Annotated in this window: 20 protein-coding genes, 1 tRNA gene and 1 pseudogene; 6 read left to right on the top strand and 16 right to left on the bottom strand. The window is 47.0% G+C overall.

The window, feature by feature from the left end; translation table 11 throughout:
* Position 1: 1 nt before the first annotated feature.
* The 8 genes from ACQ4MZ_RS12355 to ACQ4MZ_RS12320 form a co-directional block, all read right to left on the bottom strand.
* The gene (locus tag ACQ4MZ_RS12355; RefSeq protein ID WP_430845385.1) at positions 2-1,288 is read right to left on the bottom strand and encodes a sensor histidine kinase; all 1,287 of its coding nucleotides are present in this window, start codon (positions 1,286-1,288) and stop codon (positions 2-4) included.
* A complete protein-coding gene (locus tag ACQ4MZ_RS12350; RefSeq protein ID WP_430845384.1) occupies positions 1,285-2,658 on the bottom strand; it encodes a sigma-54-dependent transcriptional regulator in 1,374 nt (457 codons plus the stop codon). The genes ACQ4MZ_RS12355 and ACQ4MZ_RS12350 overlap by 4 nt, the downstream gene beginning before the upstream one ends.
* A gap of 247 nt (positions 2,659-2,905) precedes the next feature.
* Positions 2,906-4,072, bottom strand: coding sequence for an ABC transporter permease (locus ACQ4MZ_RS12345; RefSeq protein WP_430845383.1), 1,167 nt, complete (start codon positions 4,070-4,072; stop codon positions 2,906-2,908).
* Between the two features lie 80 nt (positions 4,073-4,152).
* Positions 4,153-5,397 carry an ABC transporter permease gene (locus tag ACQ4MZ_RS12340; RefSeq protein ID WP_430845382.1) on the bottom strand — a complete coding sequence of 415 codons (1,245 nt, stop codon included), beginning with the start codon at positions 5,395-5,397 and terminating at the stop codon, positions 4,153-4,155.
* A gap of 74 nt (positions 5,398-5,471) precedes the next feature.
* Complete coding sequence (locus ACQ4MZ_RS12335; protein WP_430845381.1) at positions 5,472-6,134, bottom strand: ABC transporter ATP-binding protein; 663 nt, start codon at positions 6,132-6,134, stop codon at positions 5,472-5,474.
* Positions 6,135-6,298: 164 nt separating this feature from the next.
* The gene (locus tag ACQ4MZ_RS12330; RefSeq protein WP_430845380.1) at positions 6,299-7,747 is read right to left on the bottom strand and encodes a TolC family protein; all 1,449 of its coding nucleotides are present in this window, start codon (positions 7,745-7,747) and stop codon (positions 6,299-6,301) included.
* Positions 7,744-8,988: an efflux RND transporter periplasmic adaptor subunit gene (locus ACQ4MZ_RS12325; RefSeq protein ID WP_430845379.1), complete on the bottom strand. Its 1,245-nt coding sequence runs from the start codon at positions 8,986-8,988 to the stop codon at positions 7,744-7,746. The genes ACQ4MZ_RS12330 and ACQ4MZ_RS12325 overlap by 4 nt, the downstream gene beginning before the upstream one ends.
* 188 nt (positions 8,989-9,176) lie before the next feature.
* Positions 9,177-10,439 (bottom strand): asparagine synthetase B, encoded by a 1,263-nt coding sequence (locus ACQ4MZ_RS12320; RefSeq protein ID WP_430846396.1) that lies wholly within the window; start codon positions 10,437-10,439, stop codon positions 9,177-9,179.
* 204 nt (positions 10,440-10,643) lie between these two features.
* Between ACQ4MZ_RS12320 and ACQ4MZ_RS12315 the strand changes: the two genes are divergently transcribed.
* Complete coding sequence (locus ACQ4MZ_RS12315; protein ID WP_430845378.1) at positions 10,644-11,888, top strand: ABC transporter permease; 1,245 nt, start codon at positions 10,644-10,646, stop codon at positions 11,886-11,888.
* Between the two features lie 115 nt (positions 11,889-12,003).
* Positions 12,004-12,087 (top strand) — tRNA-Leu (locus ACQ4MZ_RS12310).
* Between the two features lie 748 nt (positions 12,088-12,835).
* Here ACQ4MZ_RS12310 and ACQ4MZ_RS12305 read toward each other — a convergent pair.
* The 4 genes and pseudogenes from ACQ4MZ_RS12305 to ACQ4MZ_RS12290 all read right to left on the bottom strand — a co-directional run.
* Positions 12,836-13,393 (bottom strand): annotated as a pseudogene (locus tag ACQ4MZ_RS12305) (recombinase family protein); the annotation flags it as partial.
* Between the two features lie 448 nt (positions 13,394-13,841).
* A complete protein-coding gene (locus tag ACQ4MZ_RS12300) occupies positions 13,842-14,261 on the bottom strand; it encodes a transposase (protein WP_430845377.1) in 420 nt (139 codons plus the stop codon).
* Complete coding sequence (locus ACQ4MZ_RS12295; protein WP_430846394.1) at positions 14,173-14,535, bottom strand: IS3 family transposase; 363 nt, start codon at positions 14,533-14,535, stop codon at positions 14,173-14,175. Before ACQ4MZ_RS12295 ends, ACQ4MZ_RS12300 begins: the two co-directional genes overlap by 89 nt.
* A gap of 208 nt (positions 14,536-14,743) precedes the next feature.
* Positions 14,744-15,013 carry a hypothetical protein gene (locus ACQ4MZ_RS12290; protein WP_430845376.1) on the bottom strand — a complete coding sequence of 90 codons (270 nt, stop codon included), beginning with the start codon at positions 15,011-15,013 and terminating at the stop codon, positions 14,744-14,746.
* A 301-nt stretch (positions 15,014-15,314) separates the two neighbouring features.
* On the opposite strand from ACQ4MZ_RS12290, the gene ACQ4MZ_RS12285 reads away from it, so the two are divergent.
* Together ACQ4MZ_RS12285 and ACQ4MZ_RS12280 are read left to right on the top strand one after the other, a co-directional pair.
* Complete coding sequence (locus tag ACQ4MZ_RS12285; RefSeq protein WP_430845375.1) at positions 15,315-16,637, top strand: C10 family peptidase; 1,323 nt, start codon at positions 15,315-15,317, stop codon at positions 16,635-16,637.
* Positions 16,638-16,647: 10 nt separating this feature from the next.
* Complete coding sequence (locus ACQ4MZ_RS12280) at positions 16,648-17,181, top strand: hypothetical protein (RefSeq protein WP_430845374.1); 534 nt, start codon at positions 16,648-16,650, stop codon at positions 17,179-17,181.
* Between the two features lie 434 nt (positions 17,182-17,615).
* Here ACQ4MZ_RS12280 and ACQ4MZ_RS12275 read toward each other — a convergent pair whose 3' ends face one another.
* From ACQ4MZ_RS12275 to ACQ4MZ_RS12260, 4 genes are all read right to left on the bottom strand, one after another.
* Positions 17,616-17,825 (bottom strand): integrase core domain-containing protein, encoded by a 210-nt coding sequence (locus tag ACQ4MZ_RS12275; protein ID WP_430845373.1) that lies wholly within the window; start codon positions 17,823-17,825, stop codon positions 17,616-17,618.
* On the bottom strand, positions 17,746-18,102 hold the full coding sequence (locus ACQ4MZ_RS12270) for a DDE-type integrase/transposase/recombinase (protein ID WP_430845372.1): 357 nt from the start codon (positions 18,100-18,102) through the stop codon (positions 17,746-17,748). The genes ACQ4MZ_RS12275 and ACQ4MZ_RS12270 overlap by 80 nt, the downstream gene beginning before the upstream one ends.
* Positions 18,103-18,564: 462 nt before the next feature.
* A complete protein-coding gene (locus tag ACQ4MZ_RS12265) occupies positions 18,565-18,777 on the bottom strand; it encodes a transposase (RefSeq protein WP_430845371.1) in 213 nt (70 codons plus the stop codon).
* Between the two features lie 403 nt (positions 18,778-19,180).
* Entirely contained in the window at positions 19,181-20,089 is a 909-nt protein-coding gene (locus ACQ4MZ_RS12260) for a hypothetical protein (RefSeq protein ID WP_430845370.1), read from the bottom strand.
* 114 nt (positions 20,090-20,203) lie between these two features.
* On the opposite strand from ACQ4MZ_RS12260, the gene ACQ4MZ_RS12255 reads away from it, so the two are divergent.
* Entirely contained in the window at positions 20,204-21,580 is a 1,377-nt protein-coding gene (locus tag ACQ4MZ_RS12255) for a hypothetical protein (RefSeq protein ID WP_430845369.1), read from the top strand.
* Between the two features lie 11 nt (positions 21,581-21,591).
* Positions 21,592-23,424 carry a sialate O-acetylesterase gene (locus ACQ4MZ_RS12250; RefSeq protein ID WP_430845368.1) on the top strand — a complete coding sequence of 611 codons (1,833 nt, stop codon included), beginning with the start codon at positions 21,592-21,594 and terminating at the stop codon, positions 23,422-23,424.
* The last annotated feature ends 260 nt before the right edge of the window (positions 23,425-23,684 follow it).

The following is a 23,684-nucleotide window of genomic DNA, read 5'->3' as shown; positions in this document are numbered from 1 at the left end:
CCTATTTCTCAATACGAAACTCGGTCCAGCCATCGGACCCTGTTTCCAATGCAAAATCGAAGCCGTGATTTCCCAGTATTTCGCGGGTTAATGTGAGACCGATTCCCTGTCCGTCGCGCTTGGTGCTGAAAAACGGATTGAACAATTGACTACTTACATCCGGGTCGATCGGTTTTCCGTTATTACGAATGACCAGGCGGTCGCTAGTCGCGCTGATCCGCACCTCCTGTCCACTTTCACAAGCCTCTACCGCATTCTTGATCACATTGATCAGCACCTGCTCCATTTGTCCCTTGTCGACATGCCAGAACACATTCTCGTGCGATTCGCTTATCACCTTCACATTTCGCACAGATGCCCCATTCTGCATAAATATGGTCACATCACGTGCGAGCAGGCCCATATCCGTACGTTCCCGCACGGGTGCGGGAAGGCGCACCACGTCCGCGAAGTTGCGCATGAAGCGCGTGAGCTGCTGATTGCGCTCCGACGCAACATGCAATGCGTCCTTGATATCGCCGTAGTCGGTATCCGGCAACAAATGTGTCGTCGTCTGCAATATCGAATCCGTGGCGCCCAGGGTGTTATTCACCTCATGAGCCATCATCCTGATCACCTTGCCATATGCATTCTTTTCCGATTCGAGGATTTCATTGGTTAATTCCTCAATCATCAGAAAGGACCGACGGAAACCGCGGTCCATGAAGTGCGACCGCTGTGCCTTGAACGTAGCAATGCCATTGGTCTTGACCATTTTGGATTCACCATCCGGCAGGCCGGCAAGTTCGGCGAGCAATGGCAGGCCGGCTTCCTCCGGCTTTTTCCCGATTAATGCACCATTCTCCTGCCCAAATTGGCTTTTCGCCTTGCTATTGAGTGATTCTATGCGATCATCGTAATCGAGGATAATGATGGAAATGGGTGAAGCTTCAATGAGTTTTTCCAGAAAAAAATGCTGCTCGTTCAGCTTGATCCGCTCCTCACGCAGTTGGTCGATCATCAAATTATAAACTTCTATCAGCACATCGACCTCCCCTTTGCCGGTCGGGACAAACTTGATCGAAAAATCCTTGTCCTTGATGGCTTCAATTCCGGACTTCACAAATTGGATAGGTTGCATAAAGTTGTTGTAGAGAATGATAGACATTCCAGCCGACAGCAGTAAAAACACTTCCGAGGCGATAAAAAGGGCCTTATTCTCAAAAAGCAGTTTATAAACCAGCAGGACCAGTACCAGGTGTACTGTCGCGATGTAGGCAATGTATTTCGTCTTCGTGGACAACCTCATACTTCCTCCGAATCAAAGGATATGCCGAACTTCTCCAACCGCCTGTACAATGCAAAGCGGGTAATCCCCAGCGAGCGGGCTACCTTGCTGACCTTGTTCTGATGATGCTGCATCGCCCGGACGATCATCTGGTACTCCATTTCTTCCAATGTGATGCTGCCTACTTCCGGCACGTGCTTTTGCACCGATGCGGCGTTGCCTGCATTTAAGTTGCGCTGAAAATCGTCGATTTCCAGCACATTATTGCCAGCCAGGAGTACAGTCCGTTCCACCAGGTTTTTGAGCTGCCGGATATTGCCTTGCAGCGGTAATGTTTTGAGCCATTTCAAAGCCGCATTGCTGATTTTCAGTTCCGGCCGGTTGTAAATGGCTTTCAGGTTATCGGCAAAAAATGCGGAGAGAAGCGGAATATCGCCGGGTCGCTCACGCAACGCGGGAAGTTTTACAGTGATCAGGTTAATGCGGTAATAAAGGTCTTCGCGGAATGTGCCCTGCGCCACCATTTCTTCCAGGTTCCGGTTGGTAGCACAAATAACCCGCACATCCACTGTCCGGCTCTTGCTGCTGCCCAGCGGCTCGAACGTCCGCTCCTGCAACACACGGAGCAACTTTACCTGGCTCGACAGCTCCAACTCCCCGATCTCGTCCAGAAAGATTGTGCCCCGATGCGCCATTTCGAAGCGTCCCATACGATCAGCTTTGGCGTCGGTGAATGCGCCGCGCACATGTCCGAACAGCTCGCTTTCAAATAAGGTCGACGAAATGCCGCCCAGGTTTACCTTCACGAATGGCCGCATTTTGCGTCGGCTGTTCAAATGAATAGCCTCGGCGACCAGTTCCTTACCCGTGCCACTTTCGCCCGTAATGAGCACGGGCGCATCCGTAGGTGCAACCCGGCCGATGGTTTCAAGGATATCAAGCAGCTTCGGATCTTCACCCACAATGTTTTCGAAATGGTATTGCTGGTCCAGTTTCCGCCTGCTGCCCGCCTGCTGCGCCGGTTTAGCCAGGTTCAGAATCGTTCGGATAGACTGGATGAGGTAATCGTTCTGCCACGGCTTCGTCACAAAATCAGCGGCACCTTCCTTCATTCCCCGCACCGCGAGATCGATCGTCCCCCAGCCGGTAATCAGGATTACCGGTATAGCTGCATTATGCTTTTTGATCCGTTGCAGCAAATGCATTCCCTCTTGGCCCGACGTTTCGATCGAAAAATTAAGGTCGAGCAAGATCAGCTCCGGGGTCACCGCTTTCAGTATTTCAAACGTTTCCTCCGGCGACCCAGCCCCGCGCACGTCGAAACCCTCCTTTTTCAAAAGAAGCAAGAGAGAGGTGCGGATGGCAAGGTCGTCGTCTACGATTAGGAGCATGGTGGCGTTTTATGAACGATGTCTTTTAACAGCGGACAGCTGATTACTGAACTGCTGCCAGGTATTGTCAAATCTTGTCAGGTATTGTCAAGTGTGGTCAGTGATGGTCAGGTATTGTCAAATCTTGTCAGGCTTGGTCAGATGTTGCCGATGGATCACCAATGACAATACCTGACTATAAATGACCACACCTGACTTTTTCATTCACTCATCGCCCCGGTGACCCGGTCACTCACTCAATCATTAACTACTCCTCGTGCAAAGCAACGGCCGGATGTATCGTAGCGGCTTGCTTGCTGGGGAACCAGGCACATAGTGTTACAATGATATAAATTACCACGACGGCAGCCAAAATCGCGATGATGTAAATTTCCTTATCGAGGTCAAAAACATTCATGAGCGGGAACTGTACCGCAAAAATAAGGCCGATAATGAGGCTGAATGTCGCCAGCACCCATATTTCACCGAGAAACTGGCCGGTAACTCCGGACTCTGTGGCGCCCATGGCCCGACGCAGACCGATTTCGCCCTTACGTTTGGCAATATTGAGGTTTAAAACACCGAAAAGGCCCAATGCGACATTCGTAAGCAAGAATCCGCTCACAATCAGGAATACCAGCACGGGAACGAGGGTCAGATTCTGGCGGGTTTTGCGCGAATCTTTGAGGTAACCCACTTCCACGCCCCAGCCGGGCAGCATCATCGCAATGTCCTTCACCAGACGCGCCTCAAAGTGCGCATCCGTGCCGGGTTTGGTTTTGATTAATATGTTCGCGTTCCAACGGTCGTTTTTTTCCAGCATTTGAAACAGGCCGGGGCTGTCCGACATAAACTCCCCTTTCGCCTTGAACTTGTCGACAACGCCGACCACTTTGTAGGAAGTCTTGTCGTCACGTTTGACGACCTTGTTCAGGCCCGACTCGTTTTGGAACAATTTATCTTCCATAGCCTGGTTAATCACAATCGGAATGAACTTGCCGACCAGGTCGCTTTCGGCATACCATCGGCCTTTCTTAAGAGGTAAATCAAGTACTTTGGCCAACTCGGTGTCGGTGTAATAAAAGTCCCCACCTACACTCACCTTATTATAAGTTACCGAATTGCCGATTTGATTGGCCGAAAAGGGTGTGTTACTGCTCATGCGACTTGCAGCAACCACTTCGGAATAGGAGCGCACGCGCTGTATGGCGCGTTGCAATTTCGGGGCCAGGTCGGTGGTATCCTGGTTGGACGACAATTCAAGGTTCCACACTTGTTCGTACTGAAAACCGATCGGTTGCAGGTAGTTGCGCAGGTTAAAAACAATAAGCGTGAGTACGCCGAATAGCACCATAAAAGCGGCCCACACCTCGATAATGAGCAGGGAATGCGTGCCTTTTTTATTCCATATCAGTTTGAAAAGATGTCGTAGCATGGTAGTCAATTTTGAATGATTGAATGACTGAATGTTGAGTGGCCGCATTGGTGCCACTGTGATTCAAAGCCCTGATTAAGTCAAGCTTTTAGCGCTTCCGCTATTTTCAGTCTCGACATTCTGAATGCAGGCAAAACACCTGAGAGTAGTCCGAAAACGAGGCATACCAACACGCTGATCAGAAACACCGGCAGGTTGATGGTCAAATCGGCATACGCGATCCATCCGCTGGAATTGATGAAATGGATGATCACCAATGTCAATATCAATGCAAACCCACCGCCGATGAAAGTGATAAATACGTTTTCAATAATAAACTGCCACAAAAGCGCTTTCGAAGGTGCCCCGAAAGCCTTTCTGACACCGATCTCAGAAGCCCGTTCAAGGATGCGGCTAACGTTGACATTCACCAGGTTCACGGCCGGCAGCCCCATGATCATCAGCAGCACCAGCCCCACGATCGCGTAAAGGGTAATACGGTCCTTTTCACCCCGTGTGAACATACTGAGGAAATGGTCGAAATAAGTTTCCGCTTTGACGATCAGCACATTGAAACGGTTATTATCCGAATATTCCGAGCGGGGAATACGGGCAATATAGCTATCGAATTCCGCCTGAACGGCAGGAAGGTCATCCGGACTTTTAGCCAAAACAATGGCCACGAAGCGCCCGCGCATTCCTTTTTCCTCGTAGTTACTTTTAGGGGCAGTGTAAGGAAAATACACGTCCGAATAGGTGTAGACGCGCGTCGGCGGGCTACCCTTCACAACTCCGATCACCCGGTAGTTGATGTTTTCGATATCGATTGTTTTCCCAACCACAGATTCGGCGTCACTACCGAAATACTGCTTTCGCAGGGCATCGGTAATTACTGCCACATGGTCGGCGTTGCGAATGTTGGTATCGTCGTAAGGCTTGCCTTCCAGAAATTCGAAATCAGTCACCGACCAGAAATCGACATCGGTATATTTGGTATTCAGTTTGATCCGCTTGCCATTCACATAGGCATTGGAAAAGCCGAAATTATTCATGATCGACACCCGCTCGGCAGTCTTCAATGACTTGGCATACTTCTTCAAAAAATCAAAAGAAGCAGGTCCCGACGACATTGTCGTATTCGCCGAATCGGTTTGAAGAATGGTAGCAATATACAGGGAGCGGCCGCGCTTGGCCTCCGGATAATGTGCTCCGAAAAGATGGTCGAGAAAAGAAGTCACCACCATCAGCACGGTCAGCGTAAGCGTAATACCGAACAGCGTGATGAAAGTATAGAAAGGATGCCGCAGCAATACCTTCCAGGCGATTTTTATATAGTTTGAGAGCATCGGTAGTGAATTTTGAATGACCGAATGATTGAATGACTGAATGTTGAATGAGTGACCGGGTCAATCATTCAACATTAACTAACCTGCGTCCCGTCAAACAGCCGTATCAACCTGTCGGTCTTCTTTGCCATGGCTTCGTCGTGGGTGACCATGACGATGGTGGCGCCGTCGGTATTCAGCTTTTGCAGAATGCCGAGGATTTCATTTCCCATCGCGCTGTCGAGGTTACCGGTCGGCTCATCGGCGAGGATGATTTCGGGATTACCGACGATCGCCCGGGCGATGGCGACGCGCTGCTTCTGCCCGCCCGAAAGTTGCTTGGGAAAATGCTTCATGCGGTTACTCAGTCCCACTTTCTCCAACGCCGCCTGCGCGAGTTCGCGACGCTGCCGGGCCGACGTATTCCTGTAAAGCAGCGGAATTTCGACGTTATCTATCACTGATAAATCATTGATCAGGTGAAAGCTCTGAAAAATGAAGCCCAGCTTGCGGTTACGCAATTCGGCCAGGTGTTTGTCGGTATAGCGTTCCACGGGCGAGCCATCGATCTCGATTTGTCCTTTTGAAGGCGCATCGAGGAGCCCGATAATGTTGAGCAAAGTACTCTTCCCGCACCCCGAGGGCCCCATTATCGAAACGAACTCGCCTTTCTTGACATCAATGTTGATGTTGTTCAATGCCAGCGTTTCGATCGAGCTGGTACGGTACACTTTTTCTACGTTTTGGAGTTTGATCATGGCACGGTACTGGTATGTTAGACGTTTTGAATGGTTTAAAAGGTCAGGCCTAGTCAAGTGTCAGGTGTGGTCGGGAGGTAGTCAGGTATGGTCAGAAGTAGTCATAAAATTGTCAAGAAACAGAATTAAACCAGACAACACTTGACTAAACCTGACTTAATTATTCAATAGGCAATCTTACGGTTCTGCTCAAAATCATAAAGTGTCAGCAGCCGCAAACTGTAATAGGCCTGCCAGTAATCCCGCAGCGCGAGAATGTAATCGCGGCGCGCGATGTCCTTTTCCTGCGTGGCTATGCCGAGGTCGGTTACGCTGAGATCGCTGAGGATAAAACGCTCTTTGGCGATCTGGTATCGGTCTGCGGCGATGCCATCGGCTACCTGTGTGAGTTTCACCTGCTTTTGCAGCATTTGTAAAAGGGTTACCTGGGTAAATATTTCCTGCTCAAAGGTAAGCTTATCCTGCTCCACCGATTGCTGCGCAAATTCCTGAGCTGCTCGGGCCACCTCGGTCCTTGCTTTATTTCGTCCCCACGTCAGGATGGGCAGCGTGAGTTGAAGTTCTACAAACTCGCGATCCTGCGGGCTCACATATACATCGCGCGGGAGACTGCCCTGGTTCGACAATCCGAAGGTAGCGTTCAGCGTGGCATTCAGTCCGTTGTCTTTTCGTGCCTGCTGCACATCGCGCTCGGCTTCGAGCAGCCGGCGTCGGAATGCTACAGAGGCCGAGCGGTTTGCAAATGCCTCGTCGAGGGCAACCTGCGGATCGATCGCAAATTCGCTGGCTTCTGCCGGAATACCCAATTCCAGTTCGCGCTCGTCGCGTGAGCCCATGTACATTTTCAGTTTGAGCGACGCCACAGCCGCCGATTGCTGAGCCGAAGCGAGATCCTTCTGTGCCGTAAGCAGGCCCATTTGCAATTGCAGGAGGTCATTCTGAGAAATTTTACCCAGTTCCAGCTTGTGCTTCGCAATTTTAAAGAGCGTGTCATTATTGCTCCGGTTCTTCTCCGCGATCTGCAAATTCACCTGCGATACCAGCAAATCGAAATAATACCCAGTTGCATCCAGCGCCACCTGTTCCAGTGACTGAATATACTGCTGGTTGCCTTCCTGGTATTTCAACGGCGAAATCCTGCGGTCCCATTTGAGCGGATTGAAGCGGAACAGTGGCTGTTTAATGCCAATTTCAAACGGAATGCCATTGTAGCGCGTCACATTGCGTTGGAAATCGTCGAAACGCTGCATTTGCTGTTGTACATAAATAGTACCACCGGTCATGGCGATGCTCTGGCTGAGCGACAGGTTGAGCATGGAATTATTGTTTGAAACAGGCTGGAACGACACTGTACCGTCGGGCTGCACTACTTCGATGTACGATCGTGTAAACCCCGGTAATGTTCCCAGCAGGCTCAGTTGCGGCTTGTAGTCGGCCTGAAACGAACGAAACTGCCAGTAATTGGTCTTTTTTTGCGTTACAGCCTGCTTGGAAGCGATCGACTGCTCCTTCGACTGCTGTACCACTTCTTCGAGCGTCAGCTTGCGGATTTGCGCGGAAACGGCGCCGAAATGCAAAATGAGAATCCAGAGGAAAAGCTTTCTCATAATCATTGAATGGTTAGCTCTTCCAGGTGTTCGTAATCATTCATGTTGGTCAGGATTACCTTCTCCCCCGCTTTCAGGCCACTTTTGATTTCGACATAATCAAAATTGGAAAGGCCGGTTTCGATCTCTCGCCGGTGTGCCTTGCCGTTTTCGAGAATATAAACATATTGTTTCCGCTTACCCGTAAACGCCGGGCCATTCGCCACGCGCAGTGTTCGGGCACTCTTGCTCGTCACCACGTATACCTCCACTTTCATATTGGGCCTGAGCGATTCGTTCCGGGCATTGTCCAGCTGGATTGTGAATCCGATCACCCCGTCCTTCACAGCCGGCTTCACCTGTGTAATTATCCCGCGCAGCTGCACCTCATTGATTTTGATAATGGCCCCGAGCCCCGCTTTCACCTGATCCGCATATACATCCGAGCAGCTTCCTTCGACCCGAAAACTACCCAGATCCGCCACTTTCGCCAGCATTTCGCCTTCATTCACCGACGAACCGATGTTCTCGTTCACCCACGTAAGCACGCCCGGGCGATCGGCGATGATGTCGGCCATTTTGAGCTTGTGCTGTAATTCCTGTAAGTTTTTACCTTCGATCTGCGCGCCCAGCTCGGTTTCACGCAAGCTCGCCCCCATCGACTCTCGGTTATACCGGAGGTCGTTTTCCAGCTGCCGCTTTTCAAGTTCCGCGATTTTCAATGCATTCTCGGCACGGGTAATGTCCTCGACAGTCCCGCCACCCACTTTTTGTAGCCTTTTAGCGTCTTCAAAATCCGCTTTCAGTTTGTTGATATTGAGGGATTTGATCTTATCGTTAATTTCCGCATCATACAAATTCTTATTGAGCTTCATGCGTAGCTGATCGATACCGTTCTTTTTCAGTTCGAGCTGGTCTTTGTAGCGTTCAAATTCGATCTCGGTTAACGACTTGTCGAGTTCTACAATCGGCTGTCCGGGTTTCACACGCGTTCCGGGTGTAAGCAATATACGCTTGATGCTCGCGCGGATAGGGCTTGTAAAGATCTGCTCGTAGGCCGGAATAATTTCTCCCGACGCGGTAAGCGTGTTTTCAACGTCGCCGGTTTCGACAGTACCGGTTCTCACGCGGGCACTTTCGAGCGTGCTGGAAAGCGATTTCTTAAAAAAGTAAAACAAAACTGCCAGCCCTATCACGGCGGCACCGATGATCACCCATCGGCGGTTTCTGCTTTGCTTGACATATTCCGGTGCAATTTCCCGATCCATGTGGATTTGATTGGAGGTTTTCGGTAGAAAAATTCATGGCTAATACCCTTCTATTTATCCGAAATCCGTGCCAATTGATAAATAACTAAAAATCAATCAGTTACATAACTTCATAAAAACAAAAAACCGTGCGATAACGCACGGTTGGTGTGATTTCAAACGCTTTTCTTTCGGTGTTAACTTTCCGGTCAGGTCTTTAATTTCTTCTTTTTCGCAGCCGGGAAAAGAATGTTGTTCAGAATCAAACGATAGCCAGCCGAGTTCGGGTGCAGATTCAGATCGGTAGGTTCTTCGCCCACCCGGTGTTGGTAATCCTCCGGATCGTGGCCACCGTAGAATGTAAAAAAGCCTTTGCCATGCGTGCTGTGAATGTAGCGTGCTTCCTTGGCATTTTTATTCTCCGCCAGGATGATTACCTCCGGTTTGATAAGCCGGTTCTTGAAGGCAGTGGTTTGCCCGAGAAAACCTTTGATGATGGTCTGGTGATTTTGTGTGAGCATGCTCGGCACGGGGTCCCACTTGGCCGAAAACTGGAACAGCGAGAAAAAGTCGTTCGCTTCGACCATTCCACGTTCGTCGGGCTGGTTATCGATGTCCGAAAACTCAATTTCATAAGGATAAGGTATCGTTTTGAAATCCTGGAATGCAAATGAATTACCGTAATTCAGCTTTGTATTCGCTGCGGGATCCGCTGGTGTGCCGTCATACATGGCATCCACGATATCTATGCCATCGGCAGCCAAAGCAATATCAAACGTGTCCGTCGCATTGCACATCGCGAACATATAGCCTCCGCCGGTCACAAACTCCGCAATCTTTTTGGCGACCGCCAGCTTCATTTGCGGTACATTGTTGAACTGGAACTTGGTAGCGGTCTCCTCTGCTTCCTTTTTCTGCTCACGGTACCAGGGATAATCCTTGTACTGGAAAAACTTCCCAAACTGCCCTGTGAAGTCTTCGTGGTGCAAATGCAACCAATCGTATTCAGGTAATTTGTTATTCAAAACTTCATCATCATACACTACATCGTACGGAATTTCAGCATAGGTGAGTACCAGCGTCACCGCATCGTCCCAGGGGAGCTTGGATTTGGGAGAATACACCGCAATACGGGGCGCTTTTTGTAGTTTCACCGCGTCCATATTCACATCCGGCGAACTGATCTGGTTTAATATCTGCCCCGCCTGGCCTTCGGAAATAACTTCAAAACTTACTCCCCGTACAGTCATTTCCGATGCAAACTGCTGATTGTAAGCCACCATAAAACTGCCGCCCCGGTAATTGAGGAGCCAGTCCATTTCCATTTCATAGTTCTTCAGTATCCAGAAAGATATGCCATAAGCCTTCAAATGGTTCTTTTGAGACTCGTCCATCGGGATCAGCAGGCGGTTTGCCATAGCATTCAGCGAGCCTATCAAAAAAATGACGAGCGGGATATACAGGCGTATCACTGGTTTGATTCTTTCGACTTTCATGCGCAGTTTTACATTCAGGTAAAGATTAAATATAATAAAGAATCCGGCACGTTCCGAAATCTGTCACAAAACTCGTACCGGTTCCCGGCGTCCGGCCGCATTTCACGCCCTGTGCGGATTCCATGCAGACACTATTACTAACGACCAAACCTTGTTTCTGGTGCACCACCTTTATATGCCATGATTATACGCGAAAATATTGAAGAAGGCCTGCGTTCGATCCAAAGTAATCTCCTCCGGACTGTGCTGACAGCCATGATTATCGCCATCGGCATTACCTCCCTTGTGGGAATACTCACGGCCATCGATGGTATTCAGGGGTCGGTTAACAGCAGCTTCGCCGATCTCGGCGCCAATACATTCACCGTCCGCAACCGCGTGGACGACGATTTCCGAAGCGGAGGCCGCCGCAGCAAACAATATCCGTCGGTCACTTACCGTCAGGCAAAAACCTTCGCTGATAAATTCAAAGCTACTTACCAGGCCACAGCATCGCTTTCCGCCGATATTGCCGGTGCCGTGCAGGTCAACTACCGGAGCAACAAAACCAACCCGAACAGTAATGTAGTGGGCTCCGACGAACAGTACCTGGGCATTAACGGCTACAAGATTGACCTGGGCCGTAACCTCGACAAGAATGATCTCGAGAAATCCCTGAATGTTGCAGTACTGGGCCAGGAAATTGCACGCAAACTTTTCGAGCGTAACGATCCGCTCAACAAGGAGATCACCTTCATGGGCAGCCGGTATAAAGTAATAGGTGTTTTGGCCAAAAAGGGCTCGCTGGGAGGCAACAACAACGCTGACCGGCTCATCCTCATCCCGCTTGAAAATGGCCGCGGCCTTGCTGCCAACCGCACGCTTACCTATAACATCACTGCCTCGGCTCCTAATGTGGCTGATGGAGATATGATCGTGGAGGAAGCCCGCGGCATGATGCGCCGGATTCGCAACGACGAACTGGGCAAAGAGGATTCGTTTACCATCGACCGTGCCGATGCCATGGTAAAGGATTTCGCGAACATCACCGGTTATCTGCGTATCGGCGGCTTCGTAATCGGCACTGTGACACTGCTGGGAGCTTCTATTGCATTGATGAACATTATGTTGGTATCCGTTACCGAACGGACCCGTGAAATAGGCATCCGGAAATCCCTCGGCGCTACTCCGCGCGTGATCCGCATGCAATTCCTCATCGAAGCCATTGTGGTTTGTATTCTCGGCGGTATCGGCGGACTAATCCTCGGCATCATCGTTGGAAACTCCATTACCGGCGTTATCAGCGAAAACGCCACCTTCGTAGTCCCGTGGCTCTGGATGGCCGTTGGCATTGCCATATGCGTAATGGTGGGCGTGCTCTCCGGCATCTATCCGGCCATCAAGGCGTCGCGCCTGGACCCTATCGAGGCATTGCGCTATGAATAAGCAGGTTAGCAACGAGCCTTGAATTTTGCCACAAAATTCTTGTAAAAATTTGCACCGATGGCTTGCTTAATCTCTTTTTATACCTACTTTTGCACTCCCAACCCAGAAGATCAATGCCCAGATGGCGGAATTGGTAGACGCGTTGGTCTCAAACACCAATGAGGTAACACTCGTGCCGGTTCGACTCCGGCTCTGGGTACTAAACGGGACTTTGGCGAGAAATCGTCCGAAGTTCCGTTTTTTGTTTTAGCTAAATCACTGTTTATCTGATAGATAAACGAAGCCACCTCATTGATTTTTCCGGTTCGATAGCCGTTTTCTGTAAATATGAGCTTTTCGGGGAATATCGAACCAATGATTTCACGCTTCAACTTGATGTCTGCTCCGGTATAGGTCTTGTCAAGCCTGAAAAGCACCGCTAGCACCTTTTCAATCATCTTTTCCAAGCCCTGAACACCTCCTGCATTGTCTGTCAACTCGGTTAATCTTGCTTCCAACCTCAGCAGTTTGTCTTCAATCTCGGTTTTGATCGTTCTGTAATCTTTGGGATCGATATCTGAGGACAACAAAAGTTCTCTGGCTTTTGCGAGCCTGTTATTAAGCGCATCGATTTTGTCGAGCAGTTGCCGCTTTTCATTTTGAGATGTTTTTGCTTGATCTGAAAACTCATCGGTTACCAGCTGCCGGAATATTTCGGCCGTCACTTTTCTTGGTGTGAATTTTTGCAGTTCACTGACAAAAGCATCATTGACGAGCTCGGCTGGATAACGGCATCCACAGGAAGCTACGCAGTGGTAGTAGTGGTAACGACCATTCCGGCCTTTCGAAGCGCTGGCTGTCAGCATACGGCTGCATTTGGGACAACCCAAAAAGCCCCGGAGCGGGAACATTTCGTTGGACAGCTTTTTCACGTTAGGCCTGTGCCTTTTCCGTTTTCCATCAATCGCGTCCTGTACGTCGTAAAATAGTGTTTCCGAAATCAGTGGCTCGTGCTGACCGTCTACCAAGCGGTACTCTTCGTCTTTATAACCTTTCACCTCGATTTTGCCAAAGTAAACCGGATTCCCCAGCGCGCGCCAGAAACAGGTTTTGCTGCATTTAAGGCCTCTTCTATGCGCTTGCCTTCTGACTTCTTCTATGGAATGTATGCCCTTGGCTACCTCCTCGAATGCCCATTTCATTAACCCAGCATATGGCTCATGGATCGCTATGTATTTTTTCCCGCTTTCGGTGACCCTGTTCACGTAGCCAACTGGCGCCACCCCCATATAGCGCCCCTCCTTTCTAGCCCGTCGCATTCCATGAAAAGTATTTAAAGCCCTGCGGTCATTCTCTACTTCGGGCGCAGCCAGATAAAAGGCTAGCATCATTTTATTTTCGGGAATCGAAAGGTCGAGCGGCTGTTCGATCGCCTGCGGCTCCACTCCCACTTTTCTCAGGATATTGATCATTTGGTAAGCATCGCCCGCATTCCTGCTAAAACGGTCCCACTTAGTAAAAAGCACCAAGTCCGTTCAGATCTTAATACCATAGAATGACAGAGTTAAAACTCCGCCATACGTAAAAAGATTGTAAAGAATCAATTTGAGATGAGGCGCAAAAATCATAACTTAGTCAGTGAAATTGGTCAAATATCTTCATAATCGATCATTTCATCTGGTAACCTATCCGGTAACCTGGAAATTGAAGTCTGAAATATCCCTGTTTTTGAGACAGTTAGGCGAATAAGATGATTCCAGCGGGATGACCGAGGGCGCCTCAAAGGGCGCTTTTTTCATTTAAAAAATTCGTTATTGTGAATTTTTTAAAGATGAGTCCGTCATTGCGATTCAATCCACGTCAAAACATCCGGTAACCTTCGGTAACCTGCCTTTTGGGTACAGGTGTGGTCGACCTGGCTTATCAAGCCATAGATCCCCCTCTATCCAAATCGCTTCTTAAAAGATGAAATGTTCAAATATTATTACCTATCGAATGGGTGACAAATCTCAAGAACATCCTAGTAGCCAAAATTATCTTCCAGCATCTTCTTATTTGCAAATTGACGTGGTTCCCTTTTGGTTCCGCTTTCAACCTACTCCAGAACGACTCGGCCCAAGCATTGTCGTGCGGATCATCGGCACGGGACATGCTCTGTTTCATCCTAAAGGCCTTAAGTAGTTTCTTCATTTTGTGCGATAGATACTGTCCGCCACGGTCCGAATGTACGATCATGCCCGGCTTTACCCTACGTCTCAGGAGAGCATCCTCCAGTGGCTCCCCAACAAGGGTTTCCTGCATATTATCACCCAATTGCCAGCCAACTACCTGACGAGAGCACAGCCGCGGTGGCGGACCACTCCATCCACACGCACAAATATGCCCATTTGCCACCTTTTAAAGGCATGTACGTAATATCAGAAACCCACGCAGTATTAGGTTTGCTTGGTTTAGGCTGACTAAGCAGAAGATTGGGAGATACCTGTTTCCCGTGTCTGCTATCTGTTGTCCTTAGAATAAATTTCGGCGGCTGAATAGCCCTTAATCCTTCTTTGCGCATGATTTCAGCGACTTTTCTGCGCCCGATTTTTATACCTTTCTGCTTCAAGGATTCCTTGATGCGCCTGCTACCGTATCGCTTGAAATTCAGAATAAACTCCTTCCGGATCTCATGCTTAGGCCTGTTATATTTTTTATCTGCATTGTGGCTTTTCCCTTGCCTGTAACGATAATAAGCGGTTCGGCTAGCCTCGAAAAGCGAGCACAGGTAGCTTATCTTTTCTGCCCTTGAAAATGAGTATATCAGCTCATAGACGTCCCTGAGTTGGACTGGCTCAAAAAACCTAATGCCTTTTTTAAAATTTCGCGGTCGGTTTTTAGGCGTTCATTTTCCGCACGGAGCTTAGCAACTCCGCAGCTAGCTTCGCTGGTTTGTCGTTGCCATTTTCGCCGCTATTCGTTTTTGTCTTTTTTGTTACCATTCTCTCCAACGACAGACAACCCGCGGCGGCGGACCGCTTCTCGGCAATTCCAAAACCCTCCGAAATCTCCCTGGCACTTCTGCCCGAAAAGAGCACTCTGATCATCTCTTGTTTGAACTCAGCATCATAGCTCCTACGAGTCTTCACCGATTTTTGGTCTTTCATTTTGCATCACGTTGTGCAAAAATGTGTGCCGCTTTTCGGAGCCACCTCAAGGCATTCGCTACGGATTTATTGCATAGTGAAATTCCGGACTCTTTCTCCGCTGTCAGGTAACAATGTTTAAGACACACCTACAAGCCATCGTCGAAAAAATAGGCAGCTTCGTCGGTCGATATGAATTGCTCGTCGAAAAAAGATGTCTCGTGAGCAAATGTATTACCGGGTTCGGATTTAAATAATCTATTTTGCTCCACCTTGAAAACATGGGGTACAAATAATAACTCTCACACAAACCTAGTTTTAAATGAAACGAACTTTAGTAAAATGTGCACTCCATTATTGCACAGCAGCACTTTTGGTATTTAGCTGCTCAAAAACGGATCAACCCAATCCTACGGTGACCAGTCCTGAATCCTTCGCGATTGACCGAAACGAGGCCCTAGAACTTGCCGTTAGTGGATTTAATGTAGCAAGTGCTCGCACATCCGGAGCCAAGCCAAAAAAAGTTAAAGAAATGAAGGAGTTCAAAGAAGCCCGAGGTAAGACAGTATTTTATTCTATCACTTATGATGAGAATCAGGGTTTTTTGCTGATGTCGGCCGATCGCAGACTTTCGCCAATATTGGCATATTCAGACCAAGGATCATTCGATATGAATACAGATAATCCCGGGATCTTACTTTGGAGAGATTTGGTCGTCGATCACTTCAAAGGTGTAGAAAAAAATACAAAAGCTCACATTGACGTGGAAAATAGCTGGAAAGCGTTCGAAAAAAACAACGTGACCAACGGAAGAACATCGGATGCTCCAGTTAACACACCCGAAGCAAGTTGCGAATACTTTGTTACGCACCCGATTCCGCAAAATACTACGATCTCAAATATGACTAGTAGCATTGCAACCTGGCGTCAGGGAACAGGATATAACTATTACTGCCCATCGACTACTATTGTTACCTGTAGTGGTCAATGCGGAAAAGCAAAAACTTCGTGCGGAGCGGTGGCCGTAGGTCATGTGCTTAGGTATCATAAAAAAGCGATTACTGCTAATGGGAGATCTTTCACAACTGCAATGTTCACCAGTATGGAACCTAGTTTATCTTCTAGCAACTGTACCCCGACTGCTGAAAATCAAACAAATGTTGCACATTTACTTAGAGATGTCGGCAACGACCTTGACGTTCACTATAATACGCCAGATCCACTTTTAGGTGGCGGTTTTGCGTCGGGTAGTGGGTGCCAGTCTTGGAACTACCCTGGAAACGTTAAAGATTTCTTTAATAACCATGGTTATACTTCAAATTCCTTTGACTTTTTCGGGCTGAACAATGAAAGTCGCGTACGCGACGAGCTTTTGGCCCATAGGCCAGTAGTTGTATTTGGAGCTGGCTGCACGACCTGCTTAGGCAGTGCCCACATTTGGGTAATTGATGGCGTGCAGGATTTGAATGCAATATATACGGACCAACAAGGGTTCTGTTATCATTATCGCCATACGATGTATCAAATGAACTGGGGGTGGGGTAACAGTTCGGAGAACAATACTTGGTTCAATTACACGGGGATCACTGGTAGCGGTACTCTTTATAACAGTTCAAACATGACAGCATACACTGTGGTACCTTAAACTTCATATTATGACAAAGGGAATTTTCATTTCAATCATTTTGATGGGGATAGTGCTAAACGGCTGTGGTTGGAAGACGCCAGAAGGAGCACGTGCAAATCCAGAGGCAAATAAGAGCAATGGCTACTGGCACCTGACTTCCCTTTATAAGCAAAACAAGGAGGTAGATATATCAAAAGCTGACAGTGCTGCTTATTTAAAAGTCAGCAGCCACACTAAATACGACAGCGCTTTTAATTCCAGGGCCATGTATTATTTGTTTGCGTCTTATTCGAACACGTTTAAAGAAACTGGTAGTATGGATGCATCCTCCTGGGATTATTCGACAAACAACAAAAAATCGACCGAAACCCAGTGGTTCAGGATTTCTCCCAAGAAAGGATTCCAAATCACTTTTTACCTGAACGAGGCTAATAATCCCGCCTCAGGAATGGTGAATCTTTCACATCGAATGGATATCAGTAATGTGATGGAAAGCGAGGTGTATCGACCTGAGTTGGATACCGTCCGGTACGTTTACACGCAGGCTGATAAGTTCTTATAGCTTCCATATTTTACAAGTAAAAAGGCTGACTCATAAGAATCAGCTTTTTTTGTCGGCAGATGAGATTACAATCCCGTTATGGCCTTTAACGCCCACACCGGATGCATAAGGGTTGTGTTCGCTCCGTTAACACCGCCTACGCCGACTTGGGGCCTGCTTGGAATGATTGGTTTGTTATAACCTATTAGCTTAGTATTAAATAGAAAGCCCTGCAAGTTTTGCAGGGCTTTTCAAATGGATGCGCGCTCGACTTCGCCGATCTATCGATTTTTCGTTATATCGCTCTACATACAGCTTACTATGTTGCCAAGCATTTTTCCCGCGCCATTGAGGATACCGAAGATTAGGCAGATTGGCAGGATAAATGGCAAATAAATAACCCACATAATCGCTAGGGCGAATGAAGCCCTTACCTTAAAGAGGACGGTGAATGCTTAGACTTTATTCATTTCTAGTTTCTTGGCAAACGTTGCTGGTGCCAAGCCAGCCAGCGCTTGATGCGGATGAAAGCGATTATAATCTTCCATCCATTCGTCGGACAAAATGCGAACTTGCTCTAGTGATTCAAATAAATAGGCATCTAAGACATCTTCGCGGTAAGTGCGATTCAATCGTTCCACATAGCGGTCCGCCGCCACGGCCATTTTGCATCGGTTTTCCCGGCTGAATATAGTGGATCGCGATGTTTTTATCTTCACACCATTTCCTGAATTTATCGGCAAGGAACTCCGGGCCATTGTCAACCCGAATTTGTTCAGGATATGGTCTAGCCAATGCGATCAGTTCCAAAACATCGATCACTTTTTGAGCAGGAAGCGAAAAATCGGCATGTGCCGCCAGTACTTCTCTGCTGCAATCATCGATAATTGTCAAGGCACGGATCTTACGTTTATTTACCAGCGCATCGGAGACAAAATCCATGCCGTGCGGCGTCCGCTCCAGCTCTTATTGGGTTCATTGGGCACTTGCAAGGGCTGTTTGATTCGAGCTGGTAGCCGGCGTTTGTGGCGACGTCGATGCTTCAAATTTAGCAGTCGGTACACACGAAGAACTCCTTTACGGTTCCACACTAAGCCCTCATTGCGAAGTCTTCCAAAATAATCGTCAAAGCCTCTTGTGGAATAAACTTCCGCATATGCCCGCAATTTTTCAATCACTAGACTATCATCCTTTCGGCTACGATAGTACCACTTGGATCGATGGATTCCGACTACCCTGCAAGCCCTGCCGACGGATATTTTCTCTTCAACAGCCCATTCCACCGCCGGGCGGCCCCGTAGTTCCTTTTGTCGACAAGGCTCTACAGCTTTTTTTCGATGATGTCCTTGGCGAGTTTATAGTCCAGTCGGACCGCCGCGCGGCTCAGTTCAGCATACATCTGCTTTAATCGACGGTTTTCGTCCGCGCGGCGGCCGCTTGGAGCGCTTTCAGCTCCTTCAACTGCGCGGCCTCCATACCACTGTATTTTTTGCGCCAGTTGAACAAGGTCGCCTTGGAAATACCGTATTCGCGGCAAACATCCATTGCTTCTCGGCCACCCTCATACTGTTTGAGAATCGCCACGATCTGGGTCTCTGAGCAGTTTTTCTTTTTCACATGACAGTTAAAATTAGCTCTTTTCGAGTCTAATCCTTCACCGTCCTAATTCCAGGTAAGCCTACACATTCACTTCGTAATGAGGTCAACATTAAACCGACGAGACATGAAACAAAGCCGGAGGAAATTCAAGGCAATGACGGCTGTTTGAAAAATAGGATGCCACAGACCACTTGATTCCGTGACAGATTGACCAACAGTTCAAATCTACTTACTTGAAGGTAATTTACTAATGAAAAGAATGAAGGATGGTCAATCTGAACCGAAGTGGGGGGGCATCCCAAAGTGAAATCCGGTGGTCAGCTTTACTGCAATCTCCAACAGAACGTCGGTTTTCATTAGTTGGATAAATCCTATCTGTTGAAATGTGGGTACATCAAAAATGTTCCAGAGGTTTCCGATTTTAATTGTAGTAGGAATATTCAAACCTTTCCACCGATTCCAGATCCTGGCCATCGAGCGTACTAGTAACAGCTACTGCTTTCGGATAGCCGTTTGATAAATATTCATATTTGTAATTCGAAATCAAAATTTTACCATCTTCTCGCACATAAGTTGACTTTATGATATTATTGGGACTTAGGCAATTTATGGATACAACGTTCCCGCTATTTAAACCTAATTTAAAGAATGGGTTAGGGCGGTTATCATATTCGTAGGTTGTCGTGGACGTTTTCCCGTCAGATCCAATATTGTTTGATCTGTCAAAGACCATTACGACTACATTATTGGAATGATCTCGAAAATAAACTTCATTGTAGTTATAAACAGGGGTGGAGGGTATTAGACATTGTTTCTTAGTTATAAATCCTGCTTTATTGAATGAGTAGATAAATTTTGTTTCGGGATTGTTAAAGTTTTTGCCTTGGCTGACCACTCTCGTGCTGTCGTCTGCTGATAATTCGAAATCCAACAGTTGCAAATCAATCCAGTTAGATGACAAATAATTCTCCTCCACACTTATAATCTCAGGCCGCCTTACAAGAATAGATTGGATCTTGCCACCCATACGTTTGGGGGCAACAGTTGATACAATTCGCATCGAATCCATTTTAATATACTGGTTAATTAGGTCCAGGAGGCCATTTTTATAATAAAAACTGCTACTCAATACCCCGTTGTAATGCACGTTCTTAATCTTGAAAAGAACTGTATCGGTACCAAAAGGTGCTTGTTGCGCATTAACCAATCGATCAAAGTTTGGATCCGGAACCTCTTTGTCGCATTGACTAAAACCAAACAAAACCAACGCAAGCCAAAGATTTTTAAGCTTTAAAGCGCGAAAGAAAAATTTTATTATGCTCGTAACCATAAAATAAGTTTTAACCAAATATAGAATTATTTTAGCAAGTACACAAAAGTATTTCTATTTTTGAACAAGCGGTTACATCTAAGTTATTTTCACTTCATTTCAACCTTTAAAACTATGAAGTTCTTCAAACTCTACGTGGCTTTTGAAGCAGTTTGCTGCTGTTGGTTCCAGAATTTAGTATGTGCACAGCAAGAAACAACAGCATCTCCCAATTTTGTCGCAGTCCAGGTGAAAGCTGATCCGTCTTTTTCATGGGCACCCCGGCCAGGTACTGTACAACTTGGTAAAATCAGCAAGGTAAACGGAACTGAAGCCGTTTTATTGACTATTGGAACAGGAACCGCCGCTGGTTATCGGGATGGTGGCCTTTTCAGACAGGGACAACTAACATCCTATCCTAATCTTGTAGCCCGACAAATGGGTCTAGTCGATTTTAAGCAGCCTCTATTCTCGGTCGACAAAGGAAACGGCACGGGATATCTTGTCGCTGACGGAAAAGGGCATTGGTCTAAGGTTGTCAATAATCTTGCATATTTGTCACCTGATTCGATGAGGCTTTCGCCCTCTGACGAAAACACTATCCACAATTTCTCGGTACCAGGAAATCACCCAAACAAATATTTATTAAATCCCACTTCACAGCTAGAGTACGCGATCAAATTTTATGAGGAAAACCCTTCAATGAAAATGCGGGAAAATAGTGATTTGTTGTGGACTGCCGGGGAGATGCCGACAGCGCTGTTGAGTCGATTCATTCCAAAGCAGGCAGGGAGTGCTTGGGATTATCTTACACAAATAAATCCGAATGCAGCAATAGTGGATCTGAATACGGATATATACACCCAAATACATCTAAACGGAGGCCAAGCGGGTATTTTAGCGGCACGTGAACGGTATTGGGAGCTTGATGTAATAAACTTCTTGAATCAAAAAGGGGCCAAGTATGTCTATGCAACTTCACCGGACATTCTTGACTTTCCTTATTTCCATATTTTCAATCCAAAAACTCTGCCCCAAATTTATTCTATCGACATCAATATGTTGAGGAATGGATCGCCAAACCCCGAGGTATTGCCGGCTGCTTCAATCCTATTGCCCACGCAAAACACAAGGAAACTGTTTGATGGAAAATTCACCGAGTATGACTGTCTGTTGGAAACAGACGTGATAACGCCTGATGAAATGTCCAGGCCCGACGCGTACAATAAGATGGTAATTCAGTGGTCAAAAGAATTTAACTACCCCATCGTCGATTTTTATACGATTTATAAAACAATTTTAAAAGGAGACTATATAACTGATGATGGACTTAAGATAGATCCTAGTTATCCGGGTGGAAACTTCTTTTCCAGCGACGGGATGTATCCTTCTGCAATTGGTCAAGCCGTTCTAGCTAACGAGGTGATTAAAGTGTTCAATAAATCATTTGAAGCCAATATTCCATTAATTCATGTCGGAGACTTTGCGAAAGAATTAACAAAAATTCAATAGAGTACAATAGCTTGACAGATTTCTCAACTATTAATGAAAGCAATATGATCTTCTCAGTACAAAAAACCCAGAAATTATCTTTGGCATTCATTGTCATGCTCTTCTTGGCCCCATCAATAAATGCGTTCGCGCTTCCTCCTCTAGGGACAATGTCCATAAGCTGGCCTATCAACCGGTCCGTTTTTCAACGAAATTCGTCTAATCAGGCAAATGTATTTTTTGCCGGACAATTCTTTTATAATGACCAGGTTGACTGTGCTGCCCTCGATTTTTTCTACAAAATCCAAAAAAGGACATTAGACACCGGAACACCAAATGGGGACCAGGTTGGCTGGACACAATATTTTTTGGCTAATACCAATACTGGTGTCTTTAATTCTACGATCAGCAATTTACCAGCTGGTTGGTATGATCTGCAGGTCAAAGCTACAACTGGTGGAGTTAGTGGTACAGTAGCTGCAACAGCAACAATCATATTTGGTGTCGGAGATGTTTTTGTAGTTGCAGGCCAGTCAAATGCACAAAGTCCTGGGATTGCAGATGGATTCAATTCAAATACAATGCTTACCTCAGATTCTTGGGATTGCGTAAATGTTCACAATTATGATGGTGCATGCAAACCGGAAACTGATCAATTGCCGACAATGGTAAAACTCATTAACCAGGCAAATCCTAGTTTTAGAACCGGCCCCAGCGGTTTTAACAGTTGGTATTACGCCCCACTCGGTAAACAGATCGCCGAGAATTATGGAGTCCCTACCGCTTTTTTCAATGCGGCAATGGGAGGAACCACAGTGGAGAATTGGAGCCTGGGAGCTCAAAATCTTGCGACGGGTTGGGCGGGAGCACCCGCTTGTCAAAATTACAATCCATCGATACCCGCTGCCGACGCACTCGGACAACCATATCGGTCATTGAAGAATATCCTTAAGTACTATGCGAAAATATTTGGAGTGAAGGCTGTATTGTGGCATCAAGGTGAGTCAGACAATGTTGCAAATACAACCGCAGTAGACTATCAATCCAGGTTACAAGTCGTCATCAATCAATCCCGGACTGATTTCGGCTCTTCAAACTTGACGTGGTTTGTTGCCCGGGTTTCATATGTCAGTGTCAGTAATACCACAGACGCAAATGTTATTAGCGGTCAAAATAATATAATCGCCGTAGCAGGTAATAATGTGAAAGCCGGTCCTTCGACGGACGGAATAAATGGCTCAACTAAACGATACGATGGCTTACATTTTTTCCAGAGTGGTTTAACTGACGCAGCTACTCTGTGGCGAAACTCGATTTACGCAACGACCAGCAATTTGTTTTCCGCCTCAACTCCGCCGATAGCAAGCTTTCAAATAGGTCTGCCTGGGTACCCAATACAAGCGGCGGCCGGTTATAGCGTGTATAATTGGAACTCCCGAGTTGCTCCGTCCGCTACCACGCAGACTGCTTATGTAAACGGCCGATGTTTTGTCAAAGATTCAAATGGAAACTGGCTAATCACTCCTGAATACATCAGCGGTGCTTTCTGTGGATTAAGTGGAGGGCGATTATCCGCCGAGACACCACAAGAAAATATCAACTCAAGTTTCAACTTTTTTATAGGAAGTAATCCAGTAACCGATAAATCGTCAAATATAACCTTTACCATGCCGTATCAGGCGAATATCAGACTTGAAGTAATTGATTTGTCTGGCAATTCGGTGAAAAAATTGGCAGAGGGTAGTCACGCACCAGGCCGGTACAACTATCCAATTTGGCTTCAAAATGCCCCTTCCGGGACCTATATATGTAATTTACAAGTCGATGGAATAAGCATGTCGAAGAAATTTGTGTTTGTAAAGTAGATATTTGCGATTGCCGACTAAGCGATTCTGAGATTGAGCTGAAAAGTGCGCATTCAGGTCACCATTTGATAACCTCGCTGGGCAACAAAAGCCCTGACAAGCTACATTCACGCTTGCCAGGGCTTTGCATTTTAACGGCTGGAGAACTGCGTAATTTCCAAAAAGGCCTCCTTTTTGCAATCGAAACGCGTTTACGAGCTGTAAGAGCACTTTATGGGGGGAGTCGACGCTTAGATAAACCCATTGAAGGAAAGCTTACA

Origin of the sequence: Dyadobacter sp. BHUBP1, from assembly GCF_050587785.1 — a bacterium.
Classification (GTDB): Bacteria; Bacteroidota; Bacteroidia; order Cytophagales; family Spirosomataceae; genus Dyadobacter.
The sequence above is the reverse complement of the archived record's forward strand: the minus strand, read 5'-3'. Positions and strand labels throughout refer to the sequence as shown.

Excerpts from the sequence above, each read along its gene's own strand:
- ACQ4MZ_RS12255 (WP_430845369.1), top strand. The coding sequence starts at position 20,204 with ATGAAGTTCTTCAAACTCTACGTGGCTTTTGAAGCAGTTTGCTGCTGT.
- ACQ4MZ_RS12275 (WP_430845373.1), bottom strand. The coding sequence starts at position 17,825 with ATGGCCGTGGCGGCGGACCGCTATGTGGAACGATTGAATCGCACTTAC.
- ACQ4MZ_RS12330 (WP_430845380.1), bottom strand. The coding sequence starts at position 7,747 with ATGATTATGAGAAAGCTTTTCCTCTGGATTCTCATTTTGCATTTCGGC.
- ACQ4MZ_RS12325 (WP_430845379.1), bottom strand. The coding sequence starts at position 8,988 with ATGGATCGGGAAATTGCACCGGAATATGTCAAGCAAAGCAGAAACCGC.
- ACQ4MZ_RS12290 (WP_430845376.1), bottom strand. The coding sequence starts at position 15,013 with ATGAAAGACCAAAAATCGGTGAAGACTCGTAGGAGCTATGATGCTGAG.
- ACQ4MZ_RS12315 (WP_430845378.1), top strand. The coding sequence starts at position 10,644 with ATGATTATACGCGAAAATATTGAAGAAGGCCTGCGTTCGATCCAAAGT.
- ACQ4MZ_RS12260 (WP_430845370.1), bottom strand. The coding sequence starts at position 20,089 with ATGGTTACGAGCATAATAAAATTTTTCTTTCGCGCTTTAAAGCTTAAA.
- ACQ4MZ_RS12270 (WP_430845372.1), bottom strand. The coding sequence starts at position 18,102 with ATGGATTTTGTCTCCGATGCGCTGGTAAATAAACGTAAGATCCGTGCC.
- ACQ4MZ_RS12355 (WP_430845385.1), bottom strand. The coding sequence starts at position 1,288 with ATGAGGTTGTCCACGAAGACGAAATACATTGCCTACATCGCGACAGTA.
- ACQ4MZ_RS12285 (WP_430845375.1), top strand. The coding sequence starts at position 15,315 with ATGAAACGAACTTTAGTAAAATGTGCACTCCATTATTGCACAGCAGCA.
- ACQ4MZ_RS12340 (WP_430845382.1), bottom strand. The coding sequence starts at position 5,397 with ATGCTCTCAAACTATATAAAAATCGCCTGGAAGGTATTGCTGCGGCAT.
- ACQ4MZ_RS12350 (WP_430845384.1), bottom strand. The coding sequence starts at position 2,658 with ATGCTCCTAATCGTAGACGACGACCTTGCCATCCGCACCTCTCTCTTG.
- ACQ4MZ_RS12345 (WP_430845383.1), bottom strand. The coding sequence starts at position 4,072 with ATGCTACGACATCTTTTCAAACTGATATGGAATAAAAAAGGCACGCAT.
- ACQ4MZ_RS12335 (WP_430845381.1), bottom strand. The coding sequence starts at position 6,134 with ATGATCAAACTCCAAAACGTAGAAAAAGTGTACCGTACCAGCTCGATC.
- ACQ4MZ_RS12280 (WP_430845374.1), top strand. The coding sequence starts at position 16,648 with ATGACAAAGGGAATTTTCATTTCAATCATTTTGATGGGGATAGTGCTA.